Here is a 23,323-nt window from a genome sequence, read left to right as displayed (position 1 = left end):
TGGTAGAGCATCTCCCTTTTAAGGAGAGGGTCCTGGGTTCGAGCCCCAGCCAGATCACTTTTTCAATTCTATTCAGTTTTCAAATTCTTACGAAAAACTAAGTTTAATTTCTATTTTGAAATTATATTTGCATCTATAATTTGCCCAGGTGCTGGAATTGGTAGACAGGCATGGTTGAGGGCCATGTGTCCATTAGGGCGTGCGGGTTCGACTCCCGCTCTGGGCACTTTTAAAGAATAAATTATTTCATGTGAAAAAAATCTTCAAATTTATTCTAAACTCGGTTCCGAGACCTTTTCTCATTAAAATCAGCTTTCTTATTCGACCGCTTTTAGTTTTTATCTACAGCGGAAATACTTATGAAGATCCTATTGATGGCAAGCGTTTTTCTAAATTTTTGCCTTACGGTTATGGCGAACAACGCCCCAATGTTTTGAGTCCTTCTACCCTTTCATTAGAACGTCATCGGTTACTTTGGCTATTTCTTCAGAATGAAACCGATTTCTTTATTAAACCACTTAAAGTTTTACATTTCGCTCCTGAGCAAGCCTTTTATAAGCGATTTAGAAAACAAGAAAATCTAGATTACACCACCACTGACTTGAATTCTCCTATTGCAGATGTGAAAGCAGATATATGTGATTTACCTTTTCAGAATAATATTTATGATGTCGTAATCTGCAATCATGTTTTGGAGCATATTCAGGACGACACCAAAGCTATGCAAGAAATTTACCGTATTCTGAAACCTGGCGGCATGGCTATTTTGCAAATTCCACAGGATTTAAGTAGGACTAAAACTTTTGAAGACAACAGCATTAAAGACCCAAAAAAGAGAGCCAAAATCTTTGGTCAGTACGATCACGTCAGAATCTACGGTCGAGATTATTTTGACAAACTTCGCTCTATTGGTTTTGAGGTTGAAGAAGTTGACTACACTTCAAAAATGAGCGAAGAAAATATCGACCGTTATCGTCTATCTAAAGGAGAAATTATTCCGGTTTGTTTTAAAAACTAATTAGAGTTCAATTAATTTTTCTTGAAAGCCCTTTGTTGAAAACGTTTTTTGTTCGCCTTCATCATTGATATAAATAAAAAAAGCATCAATTTCTTCGAGAGATTCGACCATAATTTTAGCTTTTGAAAAACCCATTGCCATGCAAGCCGTTGCATAAGCATCTGCTTCCATACAGGTTTTTGCGATTATTGAAGCCGATAAAATATTACTTTTTTTCGCTAAACCCGTTTTCGGATTTATGGTGTGTACAAATTTGTTTCCAGTAGCAGAATCTATTCTGAATTTCCTATAATTTCCCGAAGTCGCTAGGGCTTCGTTACTGAGTTCAGTCGCATATTTAAGAATGCGCTCATCATTTTCGGTAGGCATGTCGATGCCAAGTTTCCATAGTTGATCAGTACGCTTATTTTTACCTTTAACTCGGACTTCTCCACCAATTTCAACTAAGTAATTCTCGATTCCATTTTGTTCCAAAAAAATAGCAACACGATCAACCGCATAACCTTTTGCGATAGCATTGAAATCAATATAAAAGTGTGGCTTGGTAGAAAGTACTTGACGATTTTGAATTCTAAGTTTGTCGAATCCGACATACGTCATCAATGAGTCTAGTTCTGTCTTTGTAAAGTTCTCATCATAGCCTTCAGGACCAAAACCGTATGCATTTACTAAAAGTCCAACTGTGGGGTCAAAATAGCCTTCAGATTCATTATAAATCTTTTTAGCAGAATTAAAAACTTCTAAAAACGCATCATCTACTTTAATGTTTTCATAGCCAGAATTTATTTTTGAAATATCTGAATAAGTGATATACGTACTCATCGATTGATTTAACTTATCAAAAATAGAGTCTATGGATTTTTCATTAATTGCTTTAGCATCTGAAAAAAACTGAATTCCGTAAGTGGTACCAAAAGCATTTCCTTGTAAAACTTTATATTCATTGTTCTCTTCTTGACAACTGATCAAGAAAAATATTAATATAGGTAAGATGTATTTCATTTGATTTCAATTAAGCCAGTATAATTCATTACATAGTTTTCATCGGAATCTACTGGAAGTTGATAATCTATAGAATTTGCTAAACCAACGCCAGCATAAAAAGTTTTAGCTTTAAATTTTTGGCCGTGATTACTAATTTTCAAAAGTAATTTTTCGTCATATAACACAGGATTTTCAGGATATTTTATGGCCTTAACAACCACAAAAATCAATTTTCCAGATTTTGTTGCAACGAACTGAGGATTCTTTCCAATTTTGCTATTGACCGCTAAAAACTCATAACCCAAAGATTCAAGATCTTCGCCAACGACATTCATGGCAAGGTTATGTAATTGTTGTTCATTTAAAATACTCATCATTCAAATATAAAAAAACCCAAGCATAGAATACTTGGGTTTGTAAGTTTAAGTAAAAAATATTTTAACCTCCAAAGTCATCGAATCTGATATTTTCATCAGGAATTCCGAAATCTTCACCCATTTTCTGAACAGCTTGGTTCATCAATGGAGGACCACAGAAATATAATTCAATATCTTCAGGTTCTTCGTGATGATTCAGGTAATTATCGATTACACATTGGTGAATGAAGCCAACGAATCCGTCACCTTCATCATCTATACTTTTCTTTTCTTTCCAATTGTCTTCTTCCATTGGCTCAGAAAGTGCTAAATAGAATTTGAAATTAGGAAAATCTTTTTCTAGCGCTCTGAAATGATCAATGTAGAATAATTCTCTTTTTGAACGACCACCGTACCAGAATGTTACTTTACGTCCAGTTTTCAAAGTTCTGAACAAGTGGTATAAATGAGAACGCATCGGCGCCATTCCTGCACCACCACCAACATAAAGCATTTCTGCTTCGCTTTCGTTGATGAAGAATTCACCATAAGGTCCTGAAATCGTAACTTTGTCACCAGCTTTACAATTAAAAATATAAGAAGAAGCAATTCCAGGATTAACACTCATCCAGTCGCCTTTATCTCGGTCGAAAGGAGGCGTAGCAATACGAACGTTAAGCATTACTCTTCTTCCTTCTGCTGGGTAGGAAGCCATAGAATATGCTCTTTCTACAGTTTCCGTATTTTTCATAACGAGTGGCCATAATTTAAATTTGTCCCACTCTTCTTTAAATTTATCTTTTTGATCAGGATGTTCTTCAGGATGGGCAGTGATGTCCATATCTTCAAACTTTACCTGGCATGGTGGCACTTCAATTTGAATATAACCGCCAGCTTTATAGTCCATATCTTCTGGAATTTCAACAATAAATTCCTTGATAAAAGAAGCAACATTATAGTTAGAAGCGACTGTTGCTTCCCATTTTTTAATTCCGAAAACTTCTTCAGGAATTTCGATTTTCATGTCTTGTTTGACTTTAACCTGACAACCTAATCTCCAGCCTTCAGCAATTTCTTTTCTTGTAAAGTGAGGTTCTTCTGTTGGTAGAATAGCACCACCACCGTCTTTCACAATACACTTACATTGAATACAAGTTCCACCTCCACCGCAAGCTGAAGGTAAGAATAGTTTATTATCACTTAAAGTATTTAATAAGGTAGATCCAGACCCAACTTCCAAATCTTTTTCTTCGTTCACATTTATCTTAACTGGCCCAGATGGCGATAATTTTGACTTGGCAGTCAACAAAATGATTACCAATAACAAAATTAGAGTTAAGAAAACTGCTACACTCGCTAATATAACTGTCATAATTTTTTATTTATAATTTAATTCCCATGAAACTCATAAAGCCAATTGCCATCAAGCCGGTAATAATAAATGTAATTCCCAAACCTTTAAGCGGTGCTGGCACGTTAGAATAGGCTATTTTCTCTCTAATGGCAGCGATTGCTAGAATAGCTAAAAACCAACCTACACCACTTCCAAGTCCATAAACTGCTGCACCTTCAATACCATCGAAATCTTTTTGCTGCATGAATAAAGATCCTCCTAAAATAGCACAGTTAACGGCAATTAGTGGTAAGAAAATACCTAAAGAGCCATATAGTGCTGGAGCAAATTTTTCTACTATCATTTCAACTAATTGTACCATTGAAGCAATTACCGCAATAAACATTATAAAGCTCAAAAAGCTCAAATCTACCTCAGCAAATTCAGCACCCAACCAAGATAATGCACCAGGTTGTAGTAAATAATTGTCTAATAAATAATTCACAGGAACTGTAATAAGCAATACAAAAACAACAGCAGCTCCAAGTCCAACAGCGGTTTTAACAGTTTTAGAAACAGCTAAGTAAGAGCACATCCCCAAAAAGTAAGCAAAAATCATATTTTCAATGAAAATGCTTTTTACAAATAAGTTTATTAAATCCATTAATAGTAAGGTTTAAATATTTTAATTTTCTTCAACTAATTTTCTATTTCTAGCTCTTTGTACCCAAATAATTACTCCAACAACTATAAGTGCCATAGGCGAAAGCAAGAAGAAACCATTATTCTCATAACCTAAAGCGTAAAGACCTGTCGATTCTGCTAGCGTTGCACCTTTGTGTCCAAGTACTTCATAACCTAACAATTTTCCAGAGCCAAAAAGCTCTCTAAAAAAGGCGATAATTATTAAAATCAAACCGTATCCAGCAGCATTTCCAATACCATCAAGGAAAGACTTATAAACACCATTTCCTAGAGCGAAAGCTTCCAAACGACCCATAATAATACAGTTTGTAATAATTAATCCAATAAATATGGATAATTGTTTACTAACGTCAAACGCATAAGCTTTCAGAATTTGATCGACTAAAATTACCATTGCAGCAACAACAACCAACTGAACTATAATTCTGATTCGGCTAGGAATGGAATTTCTTAACAATGAAATAATAACATTACTAAATGCCATTACAAACACAACTGCCAACGACATTACAATTGCAGGTCTTAACTGAACTGTAATTGCCAATGCAGAACAAATACCTAAAACTTGAACAGTAATCGGGTTATTATCATCTAAAGGGTCTGAAAGAATTTTTCTATTAGCCTTAGATAAAAAGTGTTCTTTTTCTTCTGAACTAGAAAGAAACATAATCATTTCTTTCTTTTTCTCAGACTTATTTTCTTCGCTGTTCTTTATCTTTTTATCTTCCATAATTAACGCGTTGCAACTTTACCTGATTTTTTAACTTTCTCAAAATACGGCTTATAATGTTTCAATCTATTTTCCATCATTTTGGAAACACCATCACCAGTAATAGTAGCGCCAGAAATAGCATCTACTTTATTGTCATCTTTATTGTCTCCACCGCCATAGCCTTTCACAACTTCAACACCAACTATCTCGCCAGATTCATTGTAAATTTGTTCATTTACAAATCTTTCCTGAAACCAATCTGTAGTAATTTCTGCACCTAATCCGGCAGTTTCACCTTTATGGTCGAAAATAACACCTTCTATAGTATTTGCATCTTCTTTTAAAGCCACGTAACCCCAGATAGCATCCCAAAGTCCTGTTCCTCTTAAAGGTACAACATAAAATCTACTACCTTCAAATTCAGCAACATAAAGCGGGAAAGTTTGTTTGTCTTCTTCCAAAGATAATTGCTTCGCTAAGTTCACTTGAAAGGCGTTTTCACCTTCTTTCAAATCACCTTTATTATCTAATGTCAATTCTTCAAGAATGAAATCGTCGTATATTTTTGAAGCTACCGATCTTGATAATTCTTGTTTTTGACCATCAATAGTGACAGAATCTCCAACAAATGTTGAAAGTATACTTTGCATTTTTTCTTGACGCACATTTTCAGCTTGCATTGGTTGCAAGGAAGTTGCTGTAAAAGAAAGTGTCACAGCAACAACAATAACCATTGCTATAGCAAATATAAATGTATAAGCGTTACTATTTTTATCCATTTTAAGCTGATTTAACTGATTTCAATTTTAATCTCTTTTGACGATTTTTTATGTTGCCCTGAATCACATAATAATCAATTGTTGGTGCAAATACATTCAACAACAAAATAGCAAGCATAATTCCCTCGGGATAGGCTGGGTTGAAAACCCGTATCATTATACCAAACAAACCTATCAAGAATCCATAAATCCATTTTCCTTTCATTGTTTGCGAAGCACTCACAGGGTCTGTTGCCATAAAGACAATACCAAATGCTAAACCTCCAACAACTAAATGCTGATACCAAGGAAAATTAGTCAAACCATTTCCTTCAATATTCAATGCATTAAAGATTAAACCCATCAAGGCTGCACCAATAAAGCCGCTAACGATAATTCGCCAACTCCCAACTTTGGTTAAAATTAGTAGTAAAGCACCGACTAAAATGCATAAAGTTGAAGTTTCTGAAATTGATCCCGGAATAACACCCGTAAACATTTCAGCAACATTGTATTCTACTTCTTTATTAGCCGCTAAAGTTCCAAGAATGGTTTCCCCAGAAATGCTATCTACATTTGAAGCTTCACTAACCCAAATTTTGTTACCAGACATGTATGTTGGGTAAGCAAAAAATGCAAAAGCACGAGCTGTAAGAGCTGGATTCAAAATGTTCATTCCTGTTCCTCCAAAAGCTTCTTTACCAATTAATACTGCAAAAATTACAGAAAGAGCTACCATCCAAAGTGGTATATCTACAGGCATAATCATTGGGATAAGCAAACCTGTCACCAAATAACCTTCATTGACTTCGTGACCACGCATAATAGCGAAAGCAAATTCTAATCCTAGACCTACGCCATAAGACACGATAATCATCGGTACAATTTTGTATGCACCGTGTAAGAATGCTTCAATAAATGCTGGGTTTTCTCCTAACTGTGTAAAATGCTGATAACCTGCATTCCACATTCCAAAAATCAATGCTGGAATCAAAGCAAGCACAACAGTAATCATTGTTCTTTTTAAATCTACAGCATCTCTGATATGTGCACCTTTTTTGGTGGTATGATCTGGCACAAATAGAAATGTGTCTAATGCATTTACAGCCGGCCTATATTTTTCTAATTTATTGCCAGGCTCAAATGGCTCCTTAATTTTGTCAATTTTTTTTCTAATCCAATTCATAGTCAATATAGATTTATCCTACCTCTGTTATCATTATATCTAAACCATTGCGAATAATTTCTTGCGCTTCGATTTTCGATGTATTTGTATAATCTATCAAGGCGAAGTCTTCTGGAATAACTTCATAAATACCAAGATTTTCCATTTTTTCAACATCGCCAGCTAGACACGCTTTGATGAGTTGCATTGGAAAAATATCCAATGGCATTACCTCTTCCATTTCACCAGTTACAACCAATGCACGTTCTTCCCCGTTCAAATTTGTATTAACTTCATATTTTTTGTTTGGAAACATCCAAGACAAAGAAGTTTTCGACATGGAATGAATATCATTATCTTTAAATGGTAACCATCCAAACATTCTATATTCATTGCCTTCAGGAATTACTGTCAATTCGTTGGCAAAGAAATTTAAATAACCATCAGCTGGAATTTTTTCGCCAGTCAAAACGTTCCCTGAAATAATTCTAGAATTATCTTCAAAATCTTTGAGAACTGATTTTACTTCCGCGCCAATTATAGTTTTGTAGTAATATTTTTCATTTGCAGAAGATCCGCAAACTGCTACAGTGCGTTCTGCGTTATATTTTCCGGTTGAAAACTGCTCTCCAATGATAGCAACATCTTCAGGATTTACAGACCAAACTCGCTCTCCTCGGTTCATTGGCTCAGTTTCATGAACTAAAGTTCCAACGTTACCAGCAGGATGTGGTCCGGAAATATTTAGAATCTCAACGTTTTCAATATCTTTTAGAAAACTGGCTGAATGTTTATCAACACCCAAATAGACTTTCCCTTCAGTAAGTTTTGTTAGGACATTTATTCCAGCCTGAAAGTGTTCAACTTTATTTTTCAAAATAATTTCTGCCGATGCTGCTAGTGGAGCTGTATCGAATGCAGAAACATAAATTGCTTTTGGAGAATCGTCCGCAACAGCTGGAATATCGTAAGGTCTTTGTTTTATAAAAGCGCCTAAACCTGTTGAAAACACACGCTCTTTAACTTCCTCGTTTGAGGATTTCAAAGGATTCATTGTGCCAAAATCTTTATATTCTATTGTGTCGTCAGACTCAACAATAACGCTCAATATTTTACGCTTTGCTCCTCTTACGATTTCCTTCAAAGTTCCACTCACAGGTGAAACAAATCTAGTTTTTTCTGAATATTTTGAAAAAAACAATTCTTCCCCTGCTTTTATTTTCTCTCCTTCTTTCAAAACCATTTTAGGAACGGCAGAATGAAAATTTGAAGGTCTGATGGCATAAGTCTTTGACTTTGGGGCATCTTTTAGGATTTTTTCAGCTTCGCCTTTCAGCCTGAGCTTCAATCCTTTTTTAACTTTAACGTCTTTAGACATGTTCAAAGTATCGTTTAAATTTTGGAACGCAAATTTAATAATTAAACTTGCAATTTCAGGGTAAACAATTATTATAGTTAATTTATTTATACTGATTCTAAATAGTTTTTATTCAAATTTGTTTAGTTTAGTGATTTAATTTACAGAGAAATGAAAAAAATAGCACTTGTATATCTAAGTTTAATCAGTTTTATAGCTTCAAGCCAAGAGTATGAAACGCTTCCACCAGACTTTATAAAAACCATAGAGTTTTATGGTGCTTCAGAATTTAGCGGCACGCCTGTTATTCCTTTGAATGGTAATTTGGTTTTGAAATTTGATGACTTGACTGCAAGTGAAAACGATTATTATTATGAAATCGAGCATTACAATTTTGACTGGACACCTTCAGATCTGGCTAAGAATGAATTCATAGAGGGCTTTGATGATATTCGTTTGTTCAATTTTACAAATTCATTCACAACCTTGCAACCTTACACTCATCATGAATTGAAACTTCCTAATAGTAATACTCGAAAATTCAAGGTTAGTGGAAATTATATGCTGAAAATTTTTAATAGTCAAGATGAAATTATTTTTTCAAGAAAATTCATTATTTATGAAAATCTTGTTGATGTTGCAGTCACTATAAAAAGATCTAGAGAACTGGAACATATTAACGAAAAACAAGTCGTGAATTTTGAAATTGGTCGTAATAATTTTATTTTTAGAAATCCAGACAATACTGTAAAAACCGTTGTGGTACAAAACAATGATTTCAACACAGCTATTTATGATTTGAAACCACAATTTACTCAGGGAAATAGGTTAATTTATAAATATGACCAAGAGTCGTCTTTCTGGGGCGGAAATGAATATCTGAACTTCGATAATAAAGACATAAGAGTTGGAACATTGCGAATACAACGCATAGAATTACAAGAGCTTTACCACTCCTATCTGTATCCTAATTTTGTAAGAGAAGGTCGACCTTACACCTACAATCCTGACATCAATGGCGCTTTCAGAATAAACACCGTACAAGGCGAAGACATAGACATTGAGTCTGATTATGCTTGGGTGCATTTTTTCTTAGAAAATTATAAAGATTTGAATGGTGGTGAATTGCATCTATACGGACGATTTAATAATTATGTTTTGGACAACAGTACTTTAATGACTTACAATAAAAACAAAAATCTGTATGAAAATAAGTTATTGTTGAAGCAAGGTTTCTACAATTTCAAATATGTGTATTTAGACAAAAATGGAAATTTCGACGAAGGTTTCATCAGTGGCGATCATGATGAGACAGAAAATGACTACATGGTTTTGGTTTACTACAGAGATATAGGCGCTAGATATGATAAGGTTATTGGAATAGGCAGAAACAATAGCAGGAACATCATAAACTAGTTTTTTAAGACAACTTAACAAGGATTAATAAAAACTTATGTTGATATTTTTTCAAATTGAATTTTTAAAATTATCTTTAACAAAATTAAAAAACAAAAAATTTAAATAGTATGGGAAAAGGATATTTTCAAGTGCCTAGCGCTATAAACGAACCTATAAAATCGTATGCTCCAGGCTCACCAGAAAGAGAATCAATAGAAAAAAAGTATAAAGAAATTTACAATCAAAAAGCCGAAATACCTTTGTATATTGGTAGTGAAGAGATTAAAACAGGTCATACGAAAAGTATAAGACCGCCACACGATCATCAGCACGAAGTAGGCATTTACCACAATGCTGAAGAAAAGCATGTTGACCAGGCTATTGATACTGCTTTGGAAGCAAGAAAAAAATGGGCGAAACTCCCTTGGGAGCAAAGAGCCGCAGTATTTTTGAAAGCTGCTGACTTAATTTCCGGACCTTATAGAGACAGGATGAATGCAACGACCATGATCGGTCAGTCTAAAACTGTTTTTCAGGCTGAAATTGATTCAGCATGTGAAATCTGTGATTTCCTTAGATTCAATGTTGAATACATGACTGAAATCTATAGAGAACAACCAGAATCTGCAGATAACGAATGGAACAGATTAGAACACAGACCGCTTGAAGGTTTTGTTTACGCTATCACTCCTTTTAACTTTACAGCAATTGCTGGTAATTTACCTTCAAGTGCAGCTCTAATGGGAAATGTAGCAGTTTGGAAACCTAGTGACAGTCAAATGCTTTCTGCACAAGTGATTATGGAAGTATTCAAAGAAGCAGGTCTTCCTGATGGTGTAATCAATATGATTATTGGCGATCCTGAAATGATTACAAACAAAGTCTTGGCTAGAAAAGAGTTCGCAGGTATACATTTTACTGGAAGTACTAATGTTTTTAAAGGAATTTGGTCTAAAATTGGTGAGAATATTCACAATTACAATACTTATCCAAGAATCGTTGGGGAAACTGGCGGTAAAGATTTCATTGTAGCTCACAAATCTGCAGATGCTCAAGTCGTTGCAACTGCATTATTACGAGGAGCTTTTGAATTTCAAGGTCAAAAATGTAGTGCTGCATCTAGATCTTATGTTTCCAGTAGCTTATGGCCAAGTGTAAAAGAGAAATTGGTCAAAGATGTGAAGTCCATCAAAATGGGATCAACTGGAGATTTGAGTAATTTCATTGGTGCGGTAATCCACGAACAATCTTTCGATAAATTATCTGAATATATTGAAAGAGCTAAGAAAAGTGATGAAGCAGAAATCATTGTTGGAGGTAATTGTGATAAATCTAAAGGTTATTTTGTTGAACCTACTGTAATTGTTACTACCAATCCAAAATATGAAACTATGGTCGAAGAACTTTTTGGCCCTGTGTTAACACTTTATGTTTACGATGATGACAAATACGAAGAAACTTTACATTTAGTAGATAATACAAGTCAATATGGATTAACTGGATCTATTATCTCTACAGATCGCTACGCTGCATCTGTGGCAACAGATATTTTACAAAATTCTGCTGGTAACTTCTATATCAATGATAAATGTACTGGCGCCGTTGTAGGACGTCAACCATTTGGTGGCGCTAGAAATAGTGGTACAAACGACAAAGCAGGATCTAAATTCAACTTATTGAGATGGTCTTCACCAAGATTGATAAAAGAAACTTTTGTTCCAGCTACAGATTACACTTATCCACACATGGGATAAATAATTAGATTTCAGAATTAATGTTAAAAGCCTCTTTTCAATTGAAAAGAGGCTTTTTTTTAGTTTTTGAAATGGATTTGTTATTTACCACGATATTTCATCGGCAAATACACTACTTTTTTGGTATCAAAAAAATCGTTGTTGAAAATTTCAGAGAGTTCAAAAATTTCGACTGTTTTATATGGTGAAAGTTCCTCACTGAGATCTCCTCCTTTTAAGTAAAGAATACCATTTTTTAGTTCATGTCTAGAGATTTTGGCAATTTTACCTTTTACCCAATGAACAAAACTTGGCATCACCGCAACAGCACGACTAACAATAAAATCGAATTCACCAGAAATGTTTTCAACTCGATCATTAACAGTTTTTACATTTTTTAAACCAAGCGCATCAACAACTTCGTCCACAACTTTTATTTTTTTTCCAATACTATCTACAAGTGTAAACTCAGTTTCTGGAAATAAAATCGCCAAGGGAACGCCTGGAAAACCGCCTCCTGTACCAACATCCAAAATTCTCGAATTTGGCAAAAAGGCTTGAACTTTTGCGATGCCTAAACTATGCAGAACATGGCGAATATATATTTCATCAATGTCTTTTCTGGAAACCACATTAATTTTTTGATTCCAATCTTTATAAACTTCAGCAATTTGACTGAATTGTTTTTTTTGAGTTTCCGATAAATTAGGAAAATGATCTCTTATAATCTCCAAAGCTTAAAATTTTATATTCTACAAAAGTAAAGTTTTCATTTGGGTTACCTCAAAACAATTCAAAATAAAGGAGATTCTAACTTACGTTCCAAAAAACATTAAGACAAATAAAAACTGGGTTTTCAGACCTGTAAGCTCATATTGAATCTAAGATCCAGCTTTAGAGAAACATGAAATTATGGTAAATTAGACTTAATTGAAGGTTTAAAATTCAGTTGCTAGAGATTAATTTTTATATTTGTGCCTTATAATTTTTACAATGAATACAACCACAATTAAATTTTCTAGAAAAGATCCTCAGAAATTTTTTCGAACGCTGAATAAGCGTGTCAATGCTTACTTTAGCGAAAATCAAATTAAAAAAACAGGCAACTGGAAGTTGCATTTGAAAACAATCATAATGTTTAGTCTGTTTTTAAGTCCTTACTTTTTAATCTTATTTTTAGATATTTCAGACTGGTGGAAGCTACTATTTACAGTTTTGATGGGCGCTGGAATGGCTGGCGTTGGCATGAATGTTATGCACGACGGCAATCACGGCACTTATTCAAAGAAAAAATGGGTGAATAAGTTTATGGGAAGTTCCATTTATATCTTGGCTGGAAATGTTTACAACTGGCAAGTACAACATAATGTATTGCATCATACTTACACTAACATTCATGGTCATGATGAAGATATTGATGCAGGTGGAATTATTAGATTTTCTTCTCATGCCAAATGGAAAAGATTTCACAAATTTCAACATATTTATTCTATTTTCTTATATGGCTTATTAACCTTTAATTGGGCATTAACCTCAGATTTTAAGCAAACTAGACGCTATCTAAAAAAACAATTGTCTTACGGAAAGATGCCAAGCAAATTCAAACAGTGGAGTTTGCTAGCTATTACTAAAACACTTTATGCTGCAATTTGGATTGCTATTCCTATGATTATTGGCATCACTTGGTGGAAAGTTTTAATTGGGTTTTTTGTTATGCACTATACAGCAGGCTTGATTTTAAGTGTTATTTTCCAGCTTGCGCATATGGTTGAAAACAACGAAATGCCAATGCCAAACGAAGCTGGTGAAATGAAAAATACTTGGGCAATTCATCAATTGTTTACCACAACAAATTTTGCAACTAACAATAAAATCATGAATTGGTTCAGTGGCGGTTTAAACCACCAAGTTGAACATCATATTTTTCCAAATATTAGTCATATTCATTATGACAAAATCAGCAAAATAGTTAAAGAAACTGCTTTAGAGTTCAATTTACCTTATAACGAATACGAATCTACACGTGAAGCGATTAGGTCGCATTTCAGACATTTGCGTATATTAGGCAGCGAACCGCAACTTTCTTAAACTTTACAATTTCATGATTCAACTTTCTGACAAAATCAACAAACTTGAAACCTCTGCCACGCTTGCAATGGCAGCGAAAACAAGAGAATTAAAAGCTGAAGGTAAAGATATAATTGGGCTAAGCTTAGGTGAACCCGATTTCAATACACCAGATTTTATAAAAGAAGCCGCCGTACAAGCTATTAATGACAATTACAGCTCATACACGCCTGTTGACGGTTATGTTGAATTGAAAAAAGCCGTTCAGAATAAATTCAAAAGAGATAATTCTTTAGAATATGATTTGAATCAAATCGTGGTTTCAACTGGAGCGAAACAATCACTTTACAATGTTGCATCTGCCCTATTGAATCCTGGAGATGAGGTTATTTTACCCTGTCCTTATTGGGTGAGTTACAAGGATATTGTCATGTTGAATGAAGGCGTTCCTGTTGAAGTGAAAACAGATATTGAGAAAGACTTTAAAATGACACCTCAGCAACTTGAGGAAGCAATTACGCCGAAAACCAAAATGATTTGGTATAGTTCGCCATGCAATCCAAGTGGTTCTGTATATACAAAATCTGAGCTTGAAGGATTAGCAAAAGTTCTTCAAAAATATCCTGATATTATTGTGGTTAGCGATGAGATTTACGAACATATTAATTTTGGAGACGAGAGATTTTCCATGGCTCAAATTCCAGAAATGTACGACCGAACAGTAACGGTAAATGGGGTTTCTAAAGCTTTTGCTATGACTGGCTGGAGAATTGGTTATATCGGTGCGCCGGAAAAAATCGCCAATGCTTGCAAAAAACTGCAAGGTCAAGTTACAAGTGGTGCAAACTGTATTGCCCAACGGGCTGTAATTACTGCTTTAGAAGCACCAATTGACAAGATTCAATACATGATTGATAAGTTCAAAAGTCGACGTGAGTTGATTTTAGGATTACTCAAAGAGGTTCCAGGTTTTGAATGCAACGAACCAAAAGGAGCATTTTATGTATTTCCAAATATTTCAAATTATTTCGGAAAAACTATTCAAGATTATAAAATTGAAAACGCTACAGATTTTTCTATGTTTTTATTAGAAAAAGCAAATGTGGCAACCGTTACAGGCGAAGCTTTCGGTAACCCAAATTGCATAAGACTTTCTTACGCCGCAAGCGAGAGTGATATTGAGAATGCAATTGACAGAATTAAAAATTCATTGAGCTAGTCTTTAGACTTAGCTTGTGAAGTATTTGATTGATATTCGCCTCCTTGATAAACGATTCTACGAGGAATTGGAGTTTCAATGCCATGTTCATCCAGTGATTTTTTTACGGCCTCCAATTGCTCCCAATAGGTTGGCCAGTAATGTATAGATTCTACCCAGCTTCTTGCGGTAACTTTTATTTCCGATTCTCCTATTTCCTCCAACCATACATCTGGTTCAGGATCTTTTTCAACTATAGGATGTGCTTTCAGGGCATCAAGAATGATGGGTCTTATCATTTCCATCTTAATATCGAAAGCAAATTTCAGATTTAGATCAACTCGTCTGATGGGCTTCATGGTTCTGTTATCAACATCACTATTGGCAACATTTCCGTTTGGCATGGTAATAATTCTTCCGTCAAACGTCTCAATTCTAGTGTAAAGTATATCAATTTTGATAACGAATCCAAGATTGGAATTAACATGGATTAAATCACCAACTTTAAAAGGCTTGAATACTAAAATTAAGACACCACCTGCAAAATTAGCAAGACTTCCTTGCAGCGCTAAACCAATAGCTATTCCGGCAGCTCCAAAAATTGCGAGAAATGAAGTTGCCTTTACTCCTAAAACAGATCCAATAAGTGTAAATAATAATCCATAAAGAACAAAAATGGATAAACTTTCTATAAAGGTTTTTAAAGATAATTCTACATTCGACTTTTTCAAAACAGCTTTCAGCATTCTCATTAGTAATTTAATCACGAGAATCCCTATAAAAAATATTATAATAGAATAAAGGATTTTTGGACCTAAATAAATAAGGGTGTCTTTAAAAAAACTCTTCAAAGCCTCAATAATTGAATTATCCATATAAAACTAATTTTGGAATAAGATAGATATTAAAATTCGTAATCTAAAGAATTTAGACAATAGTTTCTTATTGTTAAAAAACCTACTGTTATTTCTTAATACTGGTCGATAAATCGAATACCTTTTTTAATTTCAAATAAAAAAATGAATATTCTAAAGATTAAAGAGATTAAAAAAATAACTCGGGACGTCTTACAGTTTAAAACTAATAAACCTCCCGAATTAGAATTCAAACCAGGTCAAGCTACAGAACTATTTATAGATAAAGAAGGTTGGAAAAAAGAAGGGCGACCTTTCACATTTACCAACTTACCAGAGGAGGATGATCTTGAATTTATAATAAAAACCTATCCTGACCATAATGGAGTTACCGATAAATTACTCGATTTAAAAAGTGGTGACGAATTTCTACAAAACGAAGTTTTCGGGAATATTTATTTTAGAGGTGAAGGAACTTTTGTTGCTGGTGGAGCCGGGCTTACTCCAATGATTTCGATTCTTAGAGATCGAGAAAAAAATGGCGAAAACGAAAACAACAAACTCATTTTTGCCAATAAAACCAAAGCTGACATCATTTTGAAAGACGAACTTGAAGCAATGCTTGGAGATCGGTTTATCAATATTCTTTCTGAAGAAGACCACGATGAATATGCACATGGTCACATCAATCCAAGTTTTTTAAAAGATCACATTCATAATTTAGATCAAAAATTTTATGTCTGCGGACCAGAAGATATGATAAAAAGTGTTGTAAAAGATCTGAAAGAAATTGGCGTAAAAGACAGCAATATTATTGTGGAAGAATAAGAATTTTTATATTCAAATTTCACCCTTCAGCAACAATTGCAATTTTTGCTGATTATTGGTGACAATTAAAATTTTGGAGGAATTGTTTTTAAGTCTAAAACTAAGTGCTTTTCCAAATCCGGCACTGAAAATAACATTTCCTTTGAAATCATTTTTCCAACCTGAGCCACTCAAATAAAATGGTGCTTTTTCAATTTGAAAACTATCCAAATCAATTTCTGAAATTGAATAACTTTTATGAAAAGTGCCTATTCCTAAACTCAATTTCAATTCACTTTCAGAAACCTGAATTTTCAATTGATATAAATGAATGAAAAATACCAATAGAAAAATCATTGGGAAAATAATTCTAATGGCACTTAAATCTTGAATATTAATGCTAAAACTTGCCACCAACAAAAAAGCCATCAAAATACCAAAAGGCAGAATGATGACTTTATTGAAAATCCTTTCCGAATACCTTATCTTGGACATTAGTAATTCAGAAGTTCTTGAATTTTAGTTTTCACCTTTTCAGTACTTGGAATCATCGTTTCTTCCAAAGTTGAATTCAGAGGAATTGCCGGCATATTTTCAGAACCAATAGTCATCACTGGCGCATCAATATATTGAAAACATTCTTCTTGAATTTTACCACTTAAAGCTCTTGCAAAAGTGTTATCGGAAGGTTCTTCGGTAACGACTAGACATTTTCCACATTTTTTGACAGATTTCATAATTGTCTTCTCGTCCAACGGGTGTAAAGTCCTTAAATCAACCACTTCAATTTGATCTTGCATGCCTAATTCCTGAGAAGCATTCATTGCCCAATGAACGCCCATTCCATAAGTAATAATACTCAAAGTTTCCTGATCGTCTTGTGGCCAAATTTCTTGTAAAACCCAAGCTTTCCCAAAAGGCAAAACATAATCTTTATCTGGCTCAACGCTAGTTGCGCCTTTGGTTCCAGGCACTTTACTCCAATACAAACCTTTGTGTTCAAAAATAACCACAGGATTTGGATCGTGATAAGCGGCTTTCATCAAACCTTTTAAATCTGCGCCATTGCTAGGATAAGCAATTTTTAAACCGCGAATGTTGGTCACCACGCTTTCAACAGAAGAAGAATGGTAGGGACCACCACTTCCGTAAGCACCAATTGGCACACGCAAAATCATAGAAACTGGCCATTTTCCGTTCGATAAATAAGAACTTCTACTGACTTCTGTAAATAATTGATTGAGTCCTGGCCAAATATAATCCGCAAACTGAACCTCAACAATTGGTTTCAAACCAACCGCTGACATTCCAACGGTAGAACCTACGATAAAAGCTTCTTGAATTGGCGTGTTGAATACACGATGATCACCAAATTTTTGAGCTAGCGTAGCAGCTTCACGAAAAACACCACCCAATCTTCCTCCAACATCTTGACCGTACAACAAACATTCTGGAAATTCTTTCATCAATTCTTCAATGGCAAACAACGCACAATCCACCATAACAACTTTCTCGGCGCCTTCTGGAGAGCGATTTCCTTTTTCTTCAGTAATTTTTGTTGGTGCAAAATCGTGGGTAAACAAATCTTCAGGTTTTGGATCTTCCGCCAACAAAGCTTCTTGATATTCTTTAGAAACAATAGCTTTTGCTTCGTTTTCAATAGCTTCTAACTCATCTTCAGTAAACCCATTTTTCAATAATTGTTGTTTCAATTTTGGATAAGGATCACGTAATTTAGATTCTTCCAAATCATCTCGATAAAACTCCATTCGTACACCAGATGTGTGGTGATTCAACAATGGACATTTGGCGTGTACCAAAAATGGCCGACGTTCTTCCCTAACGGTTTTTAAAACTTTGTTGAATTCTGAATACGACTCTTCAAAATCAGTTCCATCTATTGTAATTGCTTCCAAACCGTTAAATCCACGGGCGTATTCAAACGCATTTTGAGCACGAGTTTCTGCTTCATTGGCTGAAATATCCCAACCATTATCTTGAACCAAATAAATAATTGGCAATTGCTTCAAAGCTGCCATTTGAAGCGCTTCAGCAATTTCACCTTCGGTAACGGAAGCATCGCCAAGAGAACAAACTACAACAGCTTGTTTGGTGTCTTGCTTGAGTTGTTCTTTGTACCAAAATCCCATTGCAGCACCAGTTGCGGGAATGGCTTGCATTCCTGTTGCTGAACTTTGATGTGGAATTTTCGGTTTGTCTTCATCCTTCAAACTCGGGTGTGAATAGTAAGTTCTTCCTCCAGAAAACGGATCGTCCTTTTTTGCCAATAGTTGCAACATAAGGTCTTTTGGTGTCATCCCTATGGAAAGTAAAATAGAATCGTCTCGGTAATATGGATAGACATAATCTTGCGGTTCTAACTGCATTCCTACAGCGGTTTGTATAACTTCGTGACCACGTGATGTGGCATGAACGTATTTAGAAACCACCTTAAAGTTTTCTTCATATAACTCGGTCAAGGCTTTCGCCGTTACCAAGTTTTTGAAAGCTTTTTTGAATATTTCTTTTTTCATTTCATCTGTCTTTTTTCTCGCAAAGTGCGCTAAGGTTTTCGCAAAGCCCACAAAGCTATTTTATAGATTATTAACGATACGATGAATACCGTCTTTTAGCAATTTAGTATTGAAATTAATTAATAGACCAAGTTTTTTATCTGATAATTTAAGATAAGTAAGCAATTGAGCAAAATGTACAGGAGCTAAATTTTCTAAAGATTTTATTTCTAAAATCAGTTTATTTTCAACAATTAAATCCAGCCTATATCCAACATCCATATTAATTTCTTTATATATGAAAGGCATTGCCACTTGTTGTTGTACGTGTAGTCCAGCTTTTTCCAAATCGTATTTTAACGCAGCCTCATATGAAGACTCCAATAATCCAGGTCCTAAAGATTTATGAAGCTCCATTGCCTTTCCAATTACTTTGTAGGATAGTTCGTTTTCCGTCATGATGCAATGCTTTCAAAATTTTAATCTAAAAAATATTAAGCGATAAGATTACTAAGTTTTCTTAAAGCCAGTAAACTTTTTAATTATACATCTTTGCAAACTTTGCGCTTTTCTCTTTGCGTTCTCTGCGTGAAATAACAACTAATCACTTTATTCTAGCTTTTCAGTTTTTAACAAATCTTGCTTTAAAAAAGCCTTTTATCAAATTTTATTCAGATTTTTTGAGTTCTCCAAATAATCCGCAATCCTCCTTAAAAAACTACCAGCTAAAAATCCGTCTACAATTCTGTGATCAAATGAAAGCGACAAATACATCATCTGTCGGATTTCAATTTTATCGCCGTCTTCATATTCCATAACCTCAGCGCGTTTTTTGATAATTCCTGTCGCCAAAATCGCTGCTTCCGGTTGATTGATAATCGGTGTCCCCATCAAACTCCCAAAAGTTCCTACATTTGAAATGGTAAACGTGCCGCCTTTGGTATCATCGTTTGATAATTTGTTATCTCTTGCTTTTCCTGCCAATTCATTCACTACTTTTGCCAGTTCTTCCAAGTCTTTCTGATCGGAATTTCTCACTACCGGAACAATCAAATTTCCGCTTGGAAGTGCCGTTGCCATTCCGATATTGATTTCGTCTTTAACGATGATTTGGTCTCCATCAAGCGAAGAATTAATCATTGGAAAATCTTGAATCGCTTTGGTAACAGCTTGAATAAAAAGTGGTGTAAAGGTCAATTTTTCACTTGTTTTTTCCTGAAAAGACTTTTTATTTGCATTTCTCCAATTCACCAAATCTGTGAGATCGGCTTCAACATAAGCTGTAACGTGAGGTGAAGTATGCTTAGAAAACACCATATGATCGGCAATCATCTGACGCATTCGGTCCATTTCTACAAGTTTTCCTTTGCCTTTATCAAATTTTAAATCTGGAACTTGAAAAGAACTTTTGTTTTGAGGTTGATGTTGCACCTCAACAGGTTGGGCAAATTGTGCTGGACGCCCGTTTTCTATATATCTAAAAATATCTGATTTCTGTAATCTATCATTTGCTCCACTTGCTGGAATTCGCGCTAATTCTTCATAGCTAATGTGATAATCCTGTGCGATTTTTTCCACCAAAGGGGAGTAAAAATTATTAGTTCGATTTACTGATTTCCATTCTTGTGAAACAGACTCAGGTGCTTGTGATCGTTTTTCAGGTGCGCTTGGTGTTGGTTTTTTAATAGAAGTTTTTGATTTGCTTTTATTTTCTTCAGTCTCAGATTTAGATGGATCCTGAGACGCAGTTTCGCCTTTTTCAGAAACTTCCAAAATCGCAATCACTGATCCTATTTTAACAACGTCTTTCGCTTGATATTTAGTTTCCACAAGTTTTCCAGCAAAGGGTGCTGGCACTTCGTTGTCGACTTTATCAGTCCCAACTTCAACCAAAATATCGCCTTCCTGAAAACTTTCGCCTTCATTGACTACCCAGTTCAAAATTGTGCCTTCGGTAATACTTTCTCCCATTTTTGGGAGTTTAAATTCTTTTGTTGACATAAAAAGTTTATGTGAAATATGATTGCTAACAAAAATAACATTTTAAGCGTATTTCAAGCTGATTTCACTAATGAATTCTCAAGGTTTGACTGGTTATTTTAAAGTTTCGTCAAAAAAAAATAAACTGAAAAATAGATAAAAATAGTATTTTGCCGAAGATTATATTTTCAAATTCAATTTAAAACAACACTAATGAAGTTATTTAGAATTTTATTTTTTTTAGTCGCATTTTCGAGTTTTGCACAGCAAGGCGGCATGTGGATTCCTTCACTTTTGGAAGGCATGAACGAGAACGAAATGCAAAACTTAGGCATGAAGATGAATGCCGAAGATATTTACAGCGTCAACCAAAGCAGTTTGAAAGACGCTGTACCGCATTTCAACGGTGGTTGTACTTCTGAAGTTATTTCACCAAAAGGTCTTTTGCTTACAAACCACCATTGTGGTTATGGACAAATTCAATCGCATTCTTCTGTAGAAAACGATTATTTAGCCAATGGTTTTTGGGCTAAAAATCTTTCAGAAGAACTTGCAAATCCTGGCATGACAGTCACTTTCATTGTTGAAATCAGCGACGTTACCGATCAGATTTTGGAAGGCACATACAACGTAACTTCAGAACAAGAACGACAAAACATCATTGAACAAAACAAACAAAAGGTGGTAGAAAATTCAACTAAAGAAGATTGGCAAACGAACCGCGTCAGCACTTTTTTTGATGGTAATCAATTCATGCTTTTCCGCGTGGAAACTTTCAAAGATATTCGTTTGGTTGGTGCGCCACCATCGTCAATCGGGAAATTCGGTTCGGATACCGATAACTGGATGTGGCCTAGACATACGGGCGATTTTTCATTATTTAGAATTTACGCTAATAAAAACAATCGCCCAGCTGAATATTCCGAAGGCAATGTACCATACACACCAAAACATTATTTGCCGATAAGTTTGGATGGTGTAGAGGAAGATGACTTCAATTTAGTGTTTGGATTTCCAGGCACAACCGACGAATATTTGCCAGCTGTGGCCGTTGAACAATTGGTAGAAACCATCAATCCAGCAAGAATCGGTCTTCGTGAAGTTGCACTTAAAGAACAAGATGCTTTTATGAGAAAAGACCAAGAAATTAAAATTCAATATGCATCTAAATACGCACGAATTGCCAACTACTATAAGAAATGGATTGGTGAAAATCAAGGTTTGAAAAAAACCGATGCTATTGGAATCAAAAAAGCCCAGGAAAAAAACTTTATGAAGCGTGTAAAAGCCGAGGGTTTAGAGGATGAATACGGAACAATACTAGAGGATTTTGAAACCGCTTATACTGAGTTTGAAGATTATGATCTGGCGTACAACTATTTTTCAGAAACTTTTTTAAGAAATGTAGAATTATTGAGACATGGTTTTCAAATCTACCAACTCGAACAAGTTTACGACGCTAGAGGAAAACAATCTTTCAAGGATCGAAGAGACAATCTTTTGGAAGATTTCAAATCTGATTTCAAAAATTACAACGCCGAAGTTGACAAACATGTTTTCGAGAAAGTAATCGAGGTTTTTGCAAATGAAATGCCAAAACAATTTCTTCCAGAGTCATTTATTAATCAAGATAAAGAGAAACTTACAAACGATATTTATGAAAACTCAGCACTCACATCTTTCGAGAGTACTGAAGATATTCTGAAAGGCAATCCTAATAAGGTTTTCAAAAAGCTAAATGAAGACAAAGCTTATAAATTTGTAAAAATGTTGACACAGGAATTTTACGCTAAAGTGCTTCCTACTTACCAAAGCAAAAGACTTGAAATCGATGCTTTACAGAAAAAATACATGAAAGCAATCGTGGAATTGAGCCCTGAAGATGCTAGAATTTTCCCTAATGCTAACGGAACTTTACGAGTTACTTATGGAAAAGTAAAAGGTTACAGTCCACGCGATGCTGTAAAATACGAACACATCACTTATTTGGAAGGTGTTATGGAAAAATATGTTCCAGGCGATTATGAATTTGACGTTCCTCAAAAATTAATCGATCTGTATCAAACTAAAGATTATGGAAATTACGGTGAAGACGGAAAAATGCCAGTAAATTTCATAGGAACCAATCACACTACTGGCGGAAATTCTGGAAGTCCAGCGATCGACGCATATGGCAACCTCATCGGGTTGAATTTTGATAGAGTTTGGGAAGGCACGATGAGTGATATTTATTACGACCCAAGTATTTCTCGAAATATCATGGTCGATGCACGTTATATTCTATTTATCATAGATAAATTTGCTGGCGCACAGCATTTAATAGAAGAAATGACTTTGGTTCATCCCAAAAAATAAGAGTCTTTATTTTAAAATAAAAACCAAAAA

The 23,323-nt window shown here is 34.7% G+C and carries 21 protein-coding genes and 1 tRNA gene; 8 read left to right on the top strand and 14 right to left on the bottom strand.

Going from position 1 to position 23,323, the window contains the following annotated elements; genetic code table 11:
• Positions 1–142: 142 nt before the first annotated feature.
• A tRNA-Leu gene (locus EIG86_RS14040) sits at positions 143–226 on the top strand.
• A 24-nt stretch (positions 227–250) separates the two neighbouring features.
• Entirely contained in the window at positions 251–1,018 is a 768-nt protein-coding gene (locus EIG86_RS14035) for a class I SAM-dependent methyltransferase (protein WP_127846815.1), read from the top strand.
• Here the strand turns inward: EIG86_RS14035 and EIG86_RS14030 are convergent, their stop codons facing one another.
• The 8 genes from EIG86_RS14030 to EIG86_RS13995 form a co-directional block, all read right to left on the bottom strand.
• The gene (locus tag EIG86_RS14030) at positions 1,019–2,020 is read right to left on the bottom strand and encodes an FAD:protein FMN transferase (RefSeq protein ID WP_127846814.1); all 1,002 of its coding nucleotides are present in this window, start codon (positions 2,018–2,020) and stop codon (positions 1,019–1,021) included. It lies immediately after the preceding gene.
• Positions 2,017–2,376 (bottom strand): Na(+)-translocating NADH-quinone reductase subunit F, encoded by a 360-nt coding sequence (locus EIG86_RS14025; RefSeq protein WP_127846813.1) that lies wholly within the window; start codon positions 2,374–2,376, stop codon positions 2,017–2,019. The genes EIG86_RS14030 and EIG86_RS14025 overlap by 4 nt, the downstream gene beginning before the upstream one ends.
• A 64-nt stretch (positions 2,377–2,440) precedes the next feature.
• Positions 2,441–3,730 carry an NADH:ubiquinone reductase (Na(+)-transporting) subunit F gene (nqrF, locus tag EIG86_RS14020; RefSeq protein WP_127846812.1) on the bottom strand — a complete coding sequence of 430 codons (1,290 nt, stop codon included), beginning with the start codon at positions 3,728–3,730 and terminating at the stop codon, positions 2,441–2,443.
• 10 nt (positions 3,731–3,740) lie between these two features.
• The gene (gene nqrE / locus EIG86_RS14015) at positions 3,741–4,355 is read right to left on the bottom strand and encodes an NADH:ubiquinone reductase (Na(+)-transporting) subunit E (protein WP_127846811.1); all 615 of its coding nucleotides are present in this window, start codon (positions 4,353–4,355) and stop codon (positions 3,741–3,743) included.
• A 21-nt stretch (positions 4,356–4,376) separates the two neighbouring features.
• Entirely contained in the window at positions 4,377–5,126 is a 750-nt protein-coding gene (locus EIG86_RS14010) for an NADH:ubiquinone reductase (Na(+)-transporting) subunit D (RefSeq protein WP_127846810.1), read from the bottom strand.
• Between the two features lie 2 nt (positions 5,127–5,128).
• Positions 5,129–5,887 (bottom strand): NADH:ubiquinone reductase (Na(+)-transporting) subunit C, encoded by a 759-nt coding sequence (gene nqrC, locus EIG86_RS14005; RefSeq protein ID WP_127846809.1) that lies wholly within the window; start codon positions 5,885–5,887, stop codon positions 5,129–5,131.
• 1 nt (position 5,888) lies between these two features.
• Entirely contained in the window at positions 5,889–7,052 is a 1,164-nt protein-coding gene (locus EIG86_RS14000) for an NADH:ubiquinone reductase (Na(+)-transporting) subunit B (protein ID WP_127846808.1), read from the bottom strand.
• A 13-nt stretch (positions 7,053–7,065) separates the two neighbouring features.
• Positions 7,066–8,409 carry a Na(+)-translocating NADH-quinone reductase subunit A gene (locus tag EIG86_RS13995; RefSeq protein ID WP_127846807.1) on the bottom strand — a complete coding sequence of 448 codons (1,344 nt, stop codon included), beginning with the start codon at positions 8,407–8,409 and terminating at the stop codon, positions 7,066–7,068.
• A gap of 150 nt (positions 8,410–8,559) precedes the next feature.
• On the opposite strand from EIG86_RS13995, the gene EIG86_RS13990 reads away from it, so the two are divergent.
• Both EIG86_RS13990 and pruA read left to right on the top strand, forming a co-directional pair.
• Entirely contained in the window at positions 8,560–9,804 is a 1,245-nt protein-coding gene (locus EIG86_RS13990; RefSeq protein ID WP_127846806.1) for a type IX secretion system plug protein, read from the top strand.
• Between the two features lie 110 nt (positions 9,805–9,914).
• On the top strand, positions 9,915–11,540 hold the full coding sequence (pruA, locus tag EIG86_RS13985) for an L-glutamate gamma-semialdehyde dehydrogenase (RefSeq protein ID WP_127846805.1): 1,626 nt from the start codon (positions 9,915–9,917) through the stop codon (positions 11,538–11,540).
• Between the two features lie 80 nt (positions 11,541–11,620).
• On the opposite strand, the gene rsmG is transcribed toward pruA, so the two are convergent.
• Positions 11,621–12,253 carry a 16S rRNA (guanine(527)-N(7))-methyltransferase RsmG gene (rsmG, locus tag EIG86_RS13980; protein ID WP_127846804.1) on the bottom strand — a complete coding sequence of 211 codons (633 nt, stop codon included), beginning with the start codon at positions 12,251–12,253 and terminating at the stop codon, positions 11,621–11,623.
• Between the two features lie 259 nt (positions 12,254–12,512).
• On the opposite strand from rsmG, the gene EIG86_RS13975 reads away from it, so the two are divergent.
• Together EIG86_RS13975 and EIG86_RS13970 are read left to right on the top strand one after the other, a co-directional pair.
• Positions 12,513–13,607, top strand: coding sequence for a fatty acid desaturase family protein (locus EIG86_RS13975; RefSeq protein ID WP_127846803.1), 1,095 nt, complete (start codon positions 12,513–12,515; stop codon positions 13,605–13,607).
• A 13-nt stretch (positions 13,608–13,620) separates the two neighbouring features.
• Positions 13,621–14,805: a pyridoxal phosphate-dependent aminotransferase gene (locus EIG86_RS13970; protein WP_127846802.1), complete on the top strand. Its 1,185-nt coding sequence runs from the start codon at positions 13,621–13,623 to the stop codon at positions 14,803–14,805.
• Here the strand turns inward: EIG86_RS13970 and EIG86_RS13965 are convergent.
• On the bottom strand, positions 14,802–15,659 hold the full coding sequence (locus tag EIG86_RS13965) for a mechanosensitive ion channel family protein (protein ID WP_127846801.1): 858 nt from the start codon (positions 15,657–15,659) through the stop codon (positions 14,802–14,804). The two genes, EIG86_RS13970 and EIG86_RS13965, sit on opposite strands and share 4 nt — an antisense overlap.
• A 144-nt stretch (positions 15,660–15,803) precedes the next feature.
• On the opposite strand from EIG86_RS13965, the gene EIG86_RS13960 reads away from it, so the two are divergent.
• Positions 15,804–16,466, top strand: a complete 663-nt coding sequence (locus EIG86_RS13960; RefSeq protein WP_127846800.1) for a ferredoxin reductase domain-containing protein — start codon at positions 15,804–15,806, stop codon at positions 16,464–16,466.
• A gap of 12 nt (positions 16,467–16,478) precedes the next feature.
• Here the strand turns inward: EIG86_RS13960 and EIG86_RS13955 are convergent, their stop codons facing one another.
• The 4 genes from EIG86_RS13955 to EIG86_RS13940 all read right to left on the bottom strand — a co-directional run bounded on the left by EIG86_RS13955 (position 16,479) and on the right by EIG86_RS13940 (position 20,959).
• Entirely contained in the window at positions 16,479–16,940 is a 462-nt protein-coding gene (locus tag EIG86_RS13955) for a hypothetical protein (protein WP_127846799.1), read from the bottom strand.
• Positions 16,940–18,979: an alpha-ketoacid dehydrogenase subunit alpha/beta gene (locus EIG86_RS13950; protein ID WP_127846798.1), complete on the bottom strand. Its 2,040-nt coding sequence runs from the start codon at positions 18,977–18,979 to the stop codon at positions 16,940–16,942. Before EIG86_RS13950 ends, EIG86_RS13955 begins: the two co-directional genes overlap by 1 nt.
• Positions 18,980–19,039: 60 nt before the next feature.
• Entirely contained in the window at positions 19,040–19,417 is a 378-nt protein-coding gene (locus EIG86_RS13945; RefSeq protein ID WP_127846797.1) for a GxxExxY protein, read from the bottom strand.
• A gap of 201 nt (positions 19,418–19,618) precedes the next feature.
• Positions 19,619–20,959, bottom strand: coding sequence for a dihydrolipoamide acetyltransferase family protein (locus EIG86_RS13940; protein WP_127846796.1), 1,341 nt, complete (start codon positions 20,957–20,959; stop codon positions 19,619–19,621).
• A gap of 192 nt (positions 20,960–21,151) precedes the next feature.
• On the opposite strand from EIG86_RS13940, the gene EIG86_RS13935 reads away from it, so the two are divergent.
• A complete protein-coding gene (locus EIG86_RS13935; protein WP_127846795.1) occupies positions 21,152–23,293 on the top strand; it encodes a S46 family peptidase in 2,142 nt (713 codons plus the stop codon).
• Positions 23,294–23,323 lie beyond the last annotated feature (30 nt).

The organism is Psychroflexus aestuariivivens, assembly GCF_004010055.1.
GTDB lineage: Bacteria > Bacteroidota > Bacteroidia > Flavobacteriales > Flavobacteriaceae > Psychroflexus > Psychroflexus aestuariivivens.
The sequence above is the reverse complement of the archived record's forward strand: the minus strand, read 5'-3'. Positions and strand labels throughout refer to the sequence as shown.

What these genes read in the sequence shown, in the direction of transcription:
- EIG86_RS14030 (WP_127846814.1), bottom strand. Translation starts at nt 2,020, where the DNA reads ATGAAATACATCTTACCTATATTAATATTTTTCTTGATCAGTTGTCAA.
- EIG86_RS14025 (WP_127846813.1), bottom strand. Translation starts at nt 2,376, where the DNA reads ATGAGTATTTTAAATGAACAACAATTACATAACCTTGCCATGAATGTC.
- nqrF (WP_127846812.1), bottom strand. Translation starts at nt 3,730, where the DNA reads ATGACAGTTATATTAGCGAGTGTAGCAGTTTTCTTAACTCTAATTTTG.
- nqrE (WP_127846811.1), bottom strand. Translation starts at nt 4,355, where the DNA reads ATGGATTTAATAAACTTATTTGTAAAAAGCATTTTCATTGAAAATATG.
- EIG86_RS14010 (WP_127846810.1), bottom strand. Translation starts at nt 5,126, where the DNA reads ATGGAAGATAAAAAGATAAAGAACAGCGAAGAAAATAAGTCTGAGAAA.
- nqrC (WP_127846809.1), bottom strand. Translation starts at nt 5,887, where the DNA reads ATGGATAAAAATAGTAACGCTTATACATTTATATTTGCTATAGCAATG.
- EIG86_RS14000 (WP_127846808.1), bottom strand. Translation starts at nt 7,052, where the DNA reads ATGAATTGGATTAGAAAAAAAATTGACAAAATTAAGGAGCCATTTGAG.
- EIG86_RS13995 (WP_127846807.1), bottom strand. Translation starts at nt 8,409, where the DNA reads ATGTCTAAAGACGTTAAAGTTAAAAAAGGATTGAAGCTCAGGCTGAAA.
- EIG86_RS13990 (WP_127846806.1), top strand. Translation starts at nt 8,560, where the DNA reads ATGAAAAAAATAGCACTTGTATATCTAAGTTTAATCAGTTTTATAGCT.
- pruA (WP_127846805.1), top strand. Translation starts at nt 9,915, where the DNA reads ATGGGAAAAGGATATTTTCAAGTGCCTAGCGCTATAAACGAACCTATA.
- EIG86_RS13975 (WP_127846803.1), top strand. Translation starts at nt 12,513, where the DNA reads ATGAATACAACCACAATTAAATTTTCTAGAAAAGATCCTCAGAAATTT.
- EIG86_RS13970 (WP_127846802.1), top strand. Translation starts at nt 13,621, where the DNA reads ATGATTCAACTTTCTGACAAAATCAACAAACTTGAAACCTCTGCCACG.
- EIG86_RS13965 (WP_127846801.1), bottom strand. Translation starts at nt 15,659, where the DNA reads ATGGATAATTCAATTATTGAGGCTTTGAAGAGTTTTTTTAAAGACACC.
- EIG86_RS13960 (WP_127846800.1), top strand. Translation starts at nt 15,804, where the DNA reads ATGAATATTCTAAAGATTAAAGAGATTAAAAAAATAACTCGGGACGTC.
- EIG86_RS13955 (WP_127846799.1), bottom strand. Translation starts at nt 16,940, where the DNA reads ATGTCCAAGATAAGGTATTCGGAAAGGATTTTCAATAAAGTCATCATT.
- EIG86_RS13950 (WP_127846798.1), bottom strand. Translation starts at nt 18,979, where the DNA reads ATGAAAAAAGAAATATTCAAAAAAGCTTTCAAAAACTTGGTAACGGCG.
- EIG86_RS13945 (WP_127846797.1), bottom strand. Translation starts at nt 19,417, where the DNA reads ATGACGGAAAACGAACTATCCTACAAAGTAATTGGAAAGGCAATGGAG.
- EIG86_RS13940 (WP_127846796.1), bottom strand. Translation starts at nt 20,959, where the DNA reads ATGTCAACAAAAGAATTTAAACTCCCAAAAATGGGAGAAAGTATTACC.
- EIG86_RS13935 (WP_127846795.1), top strand. Translation starts at nt 21,152, where the DNA reads ATGAAGTTATTTAGAATTTTATTTTTTTTAGTCGCATTTTCGAGTTTT.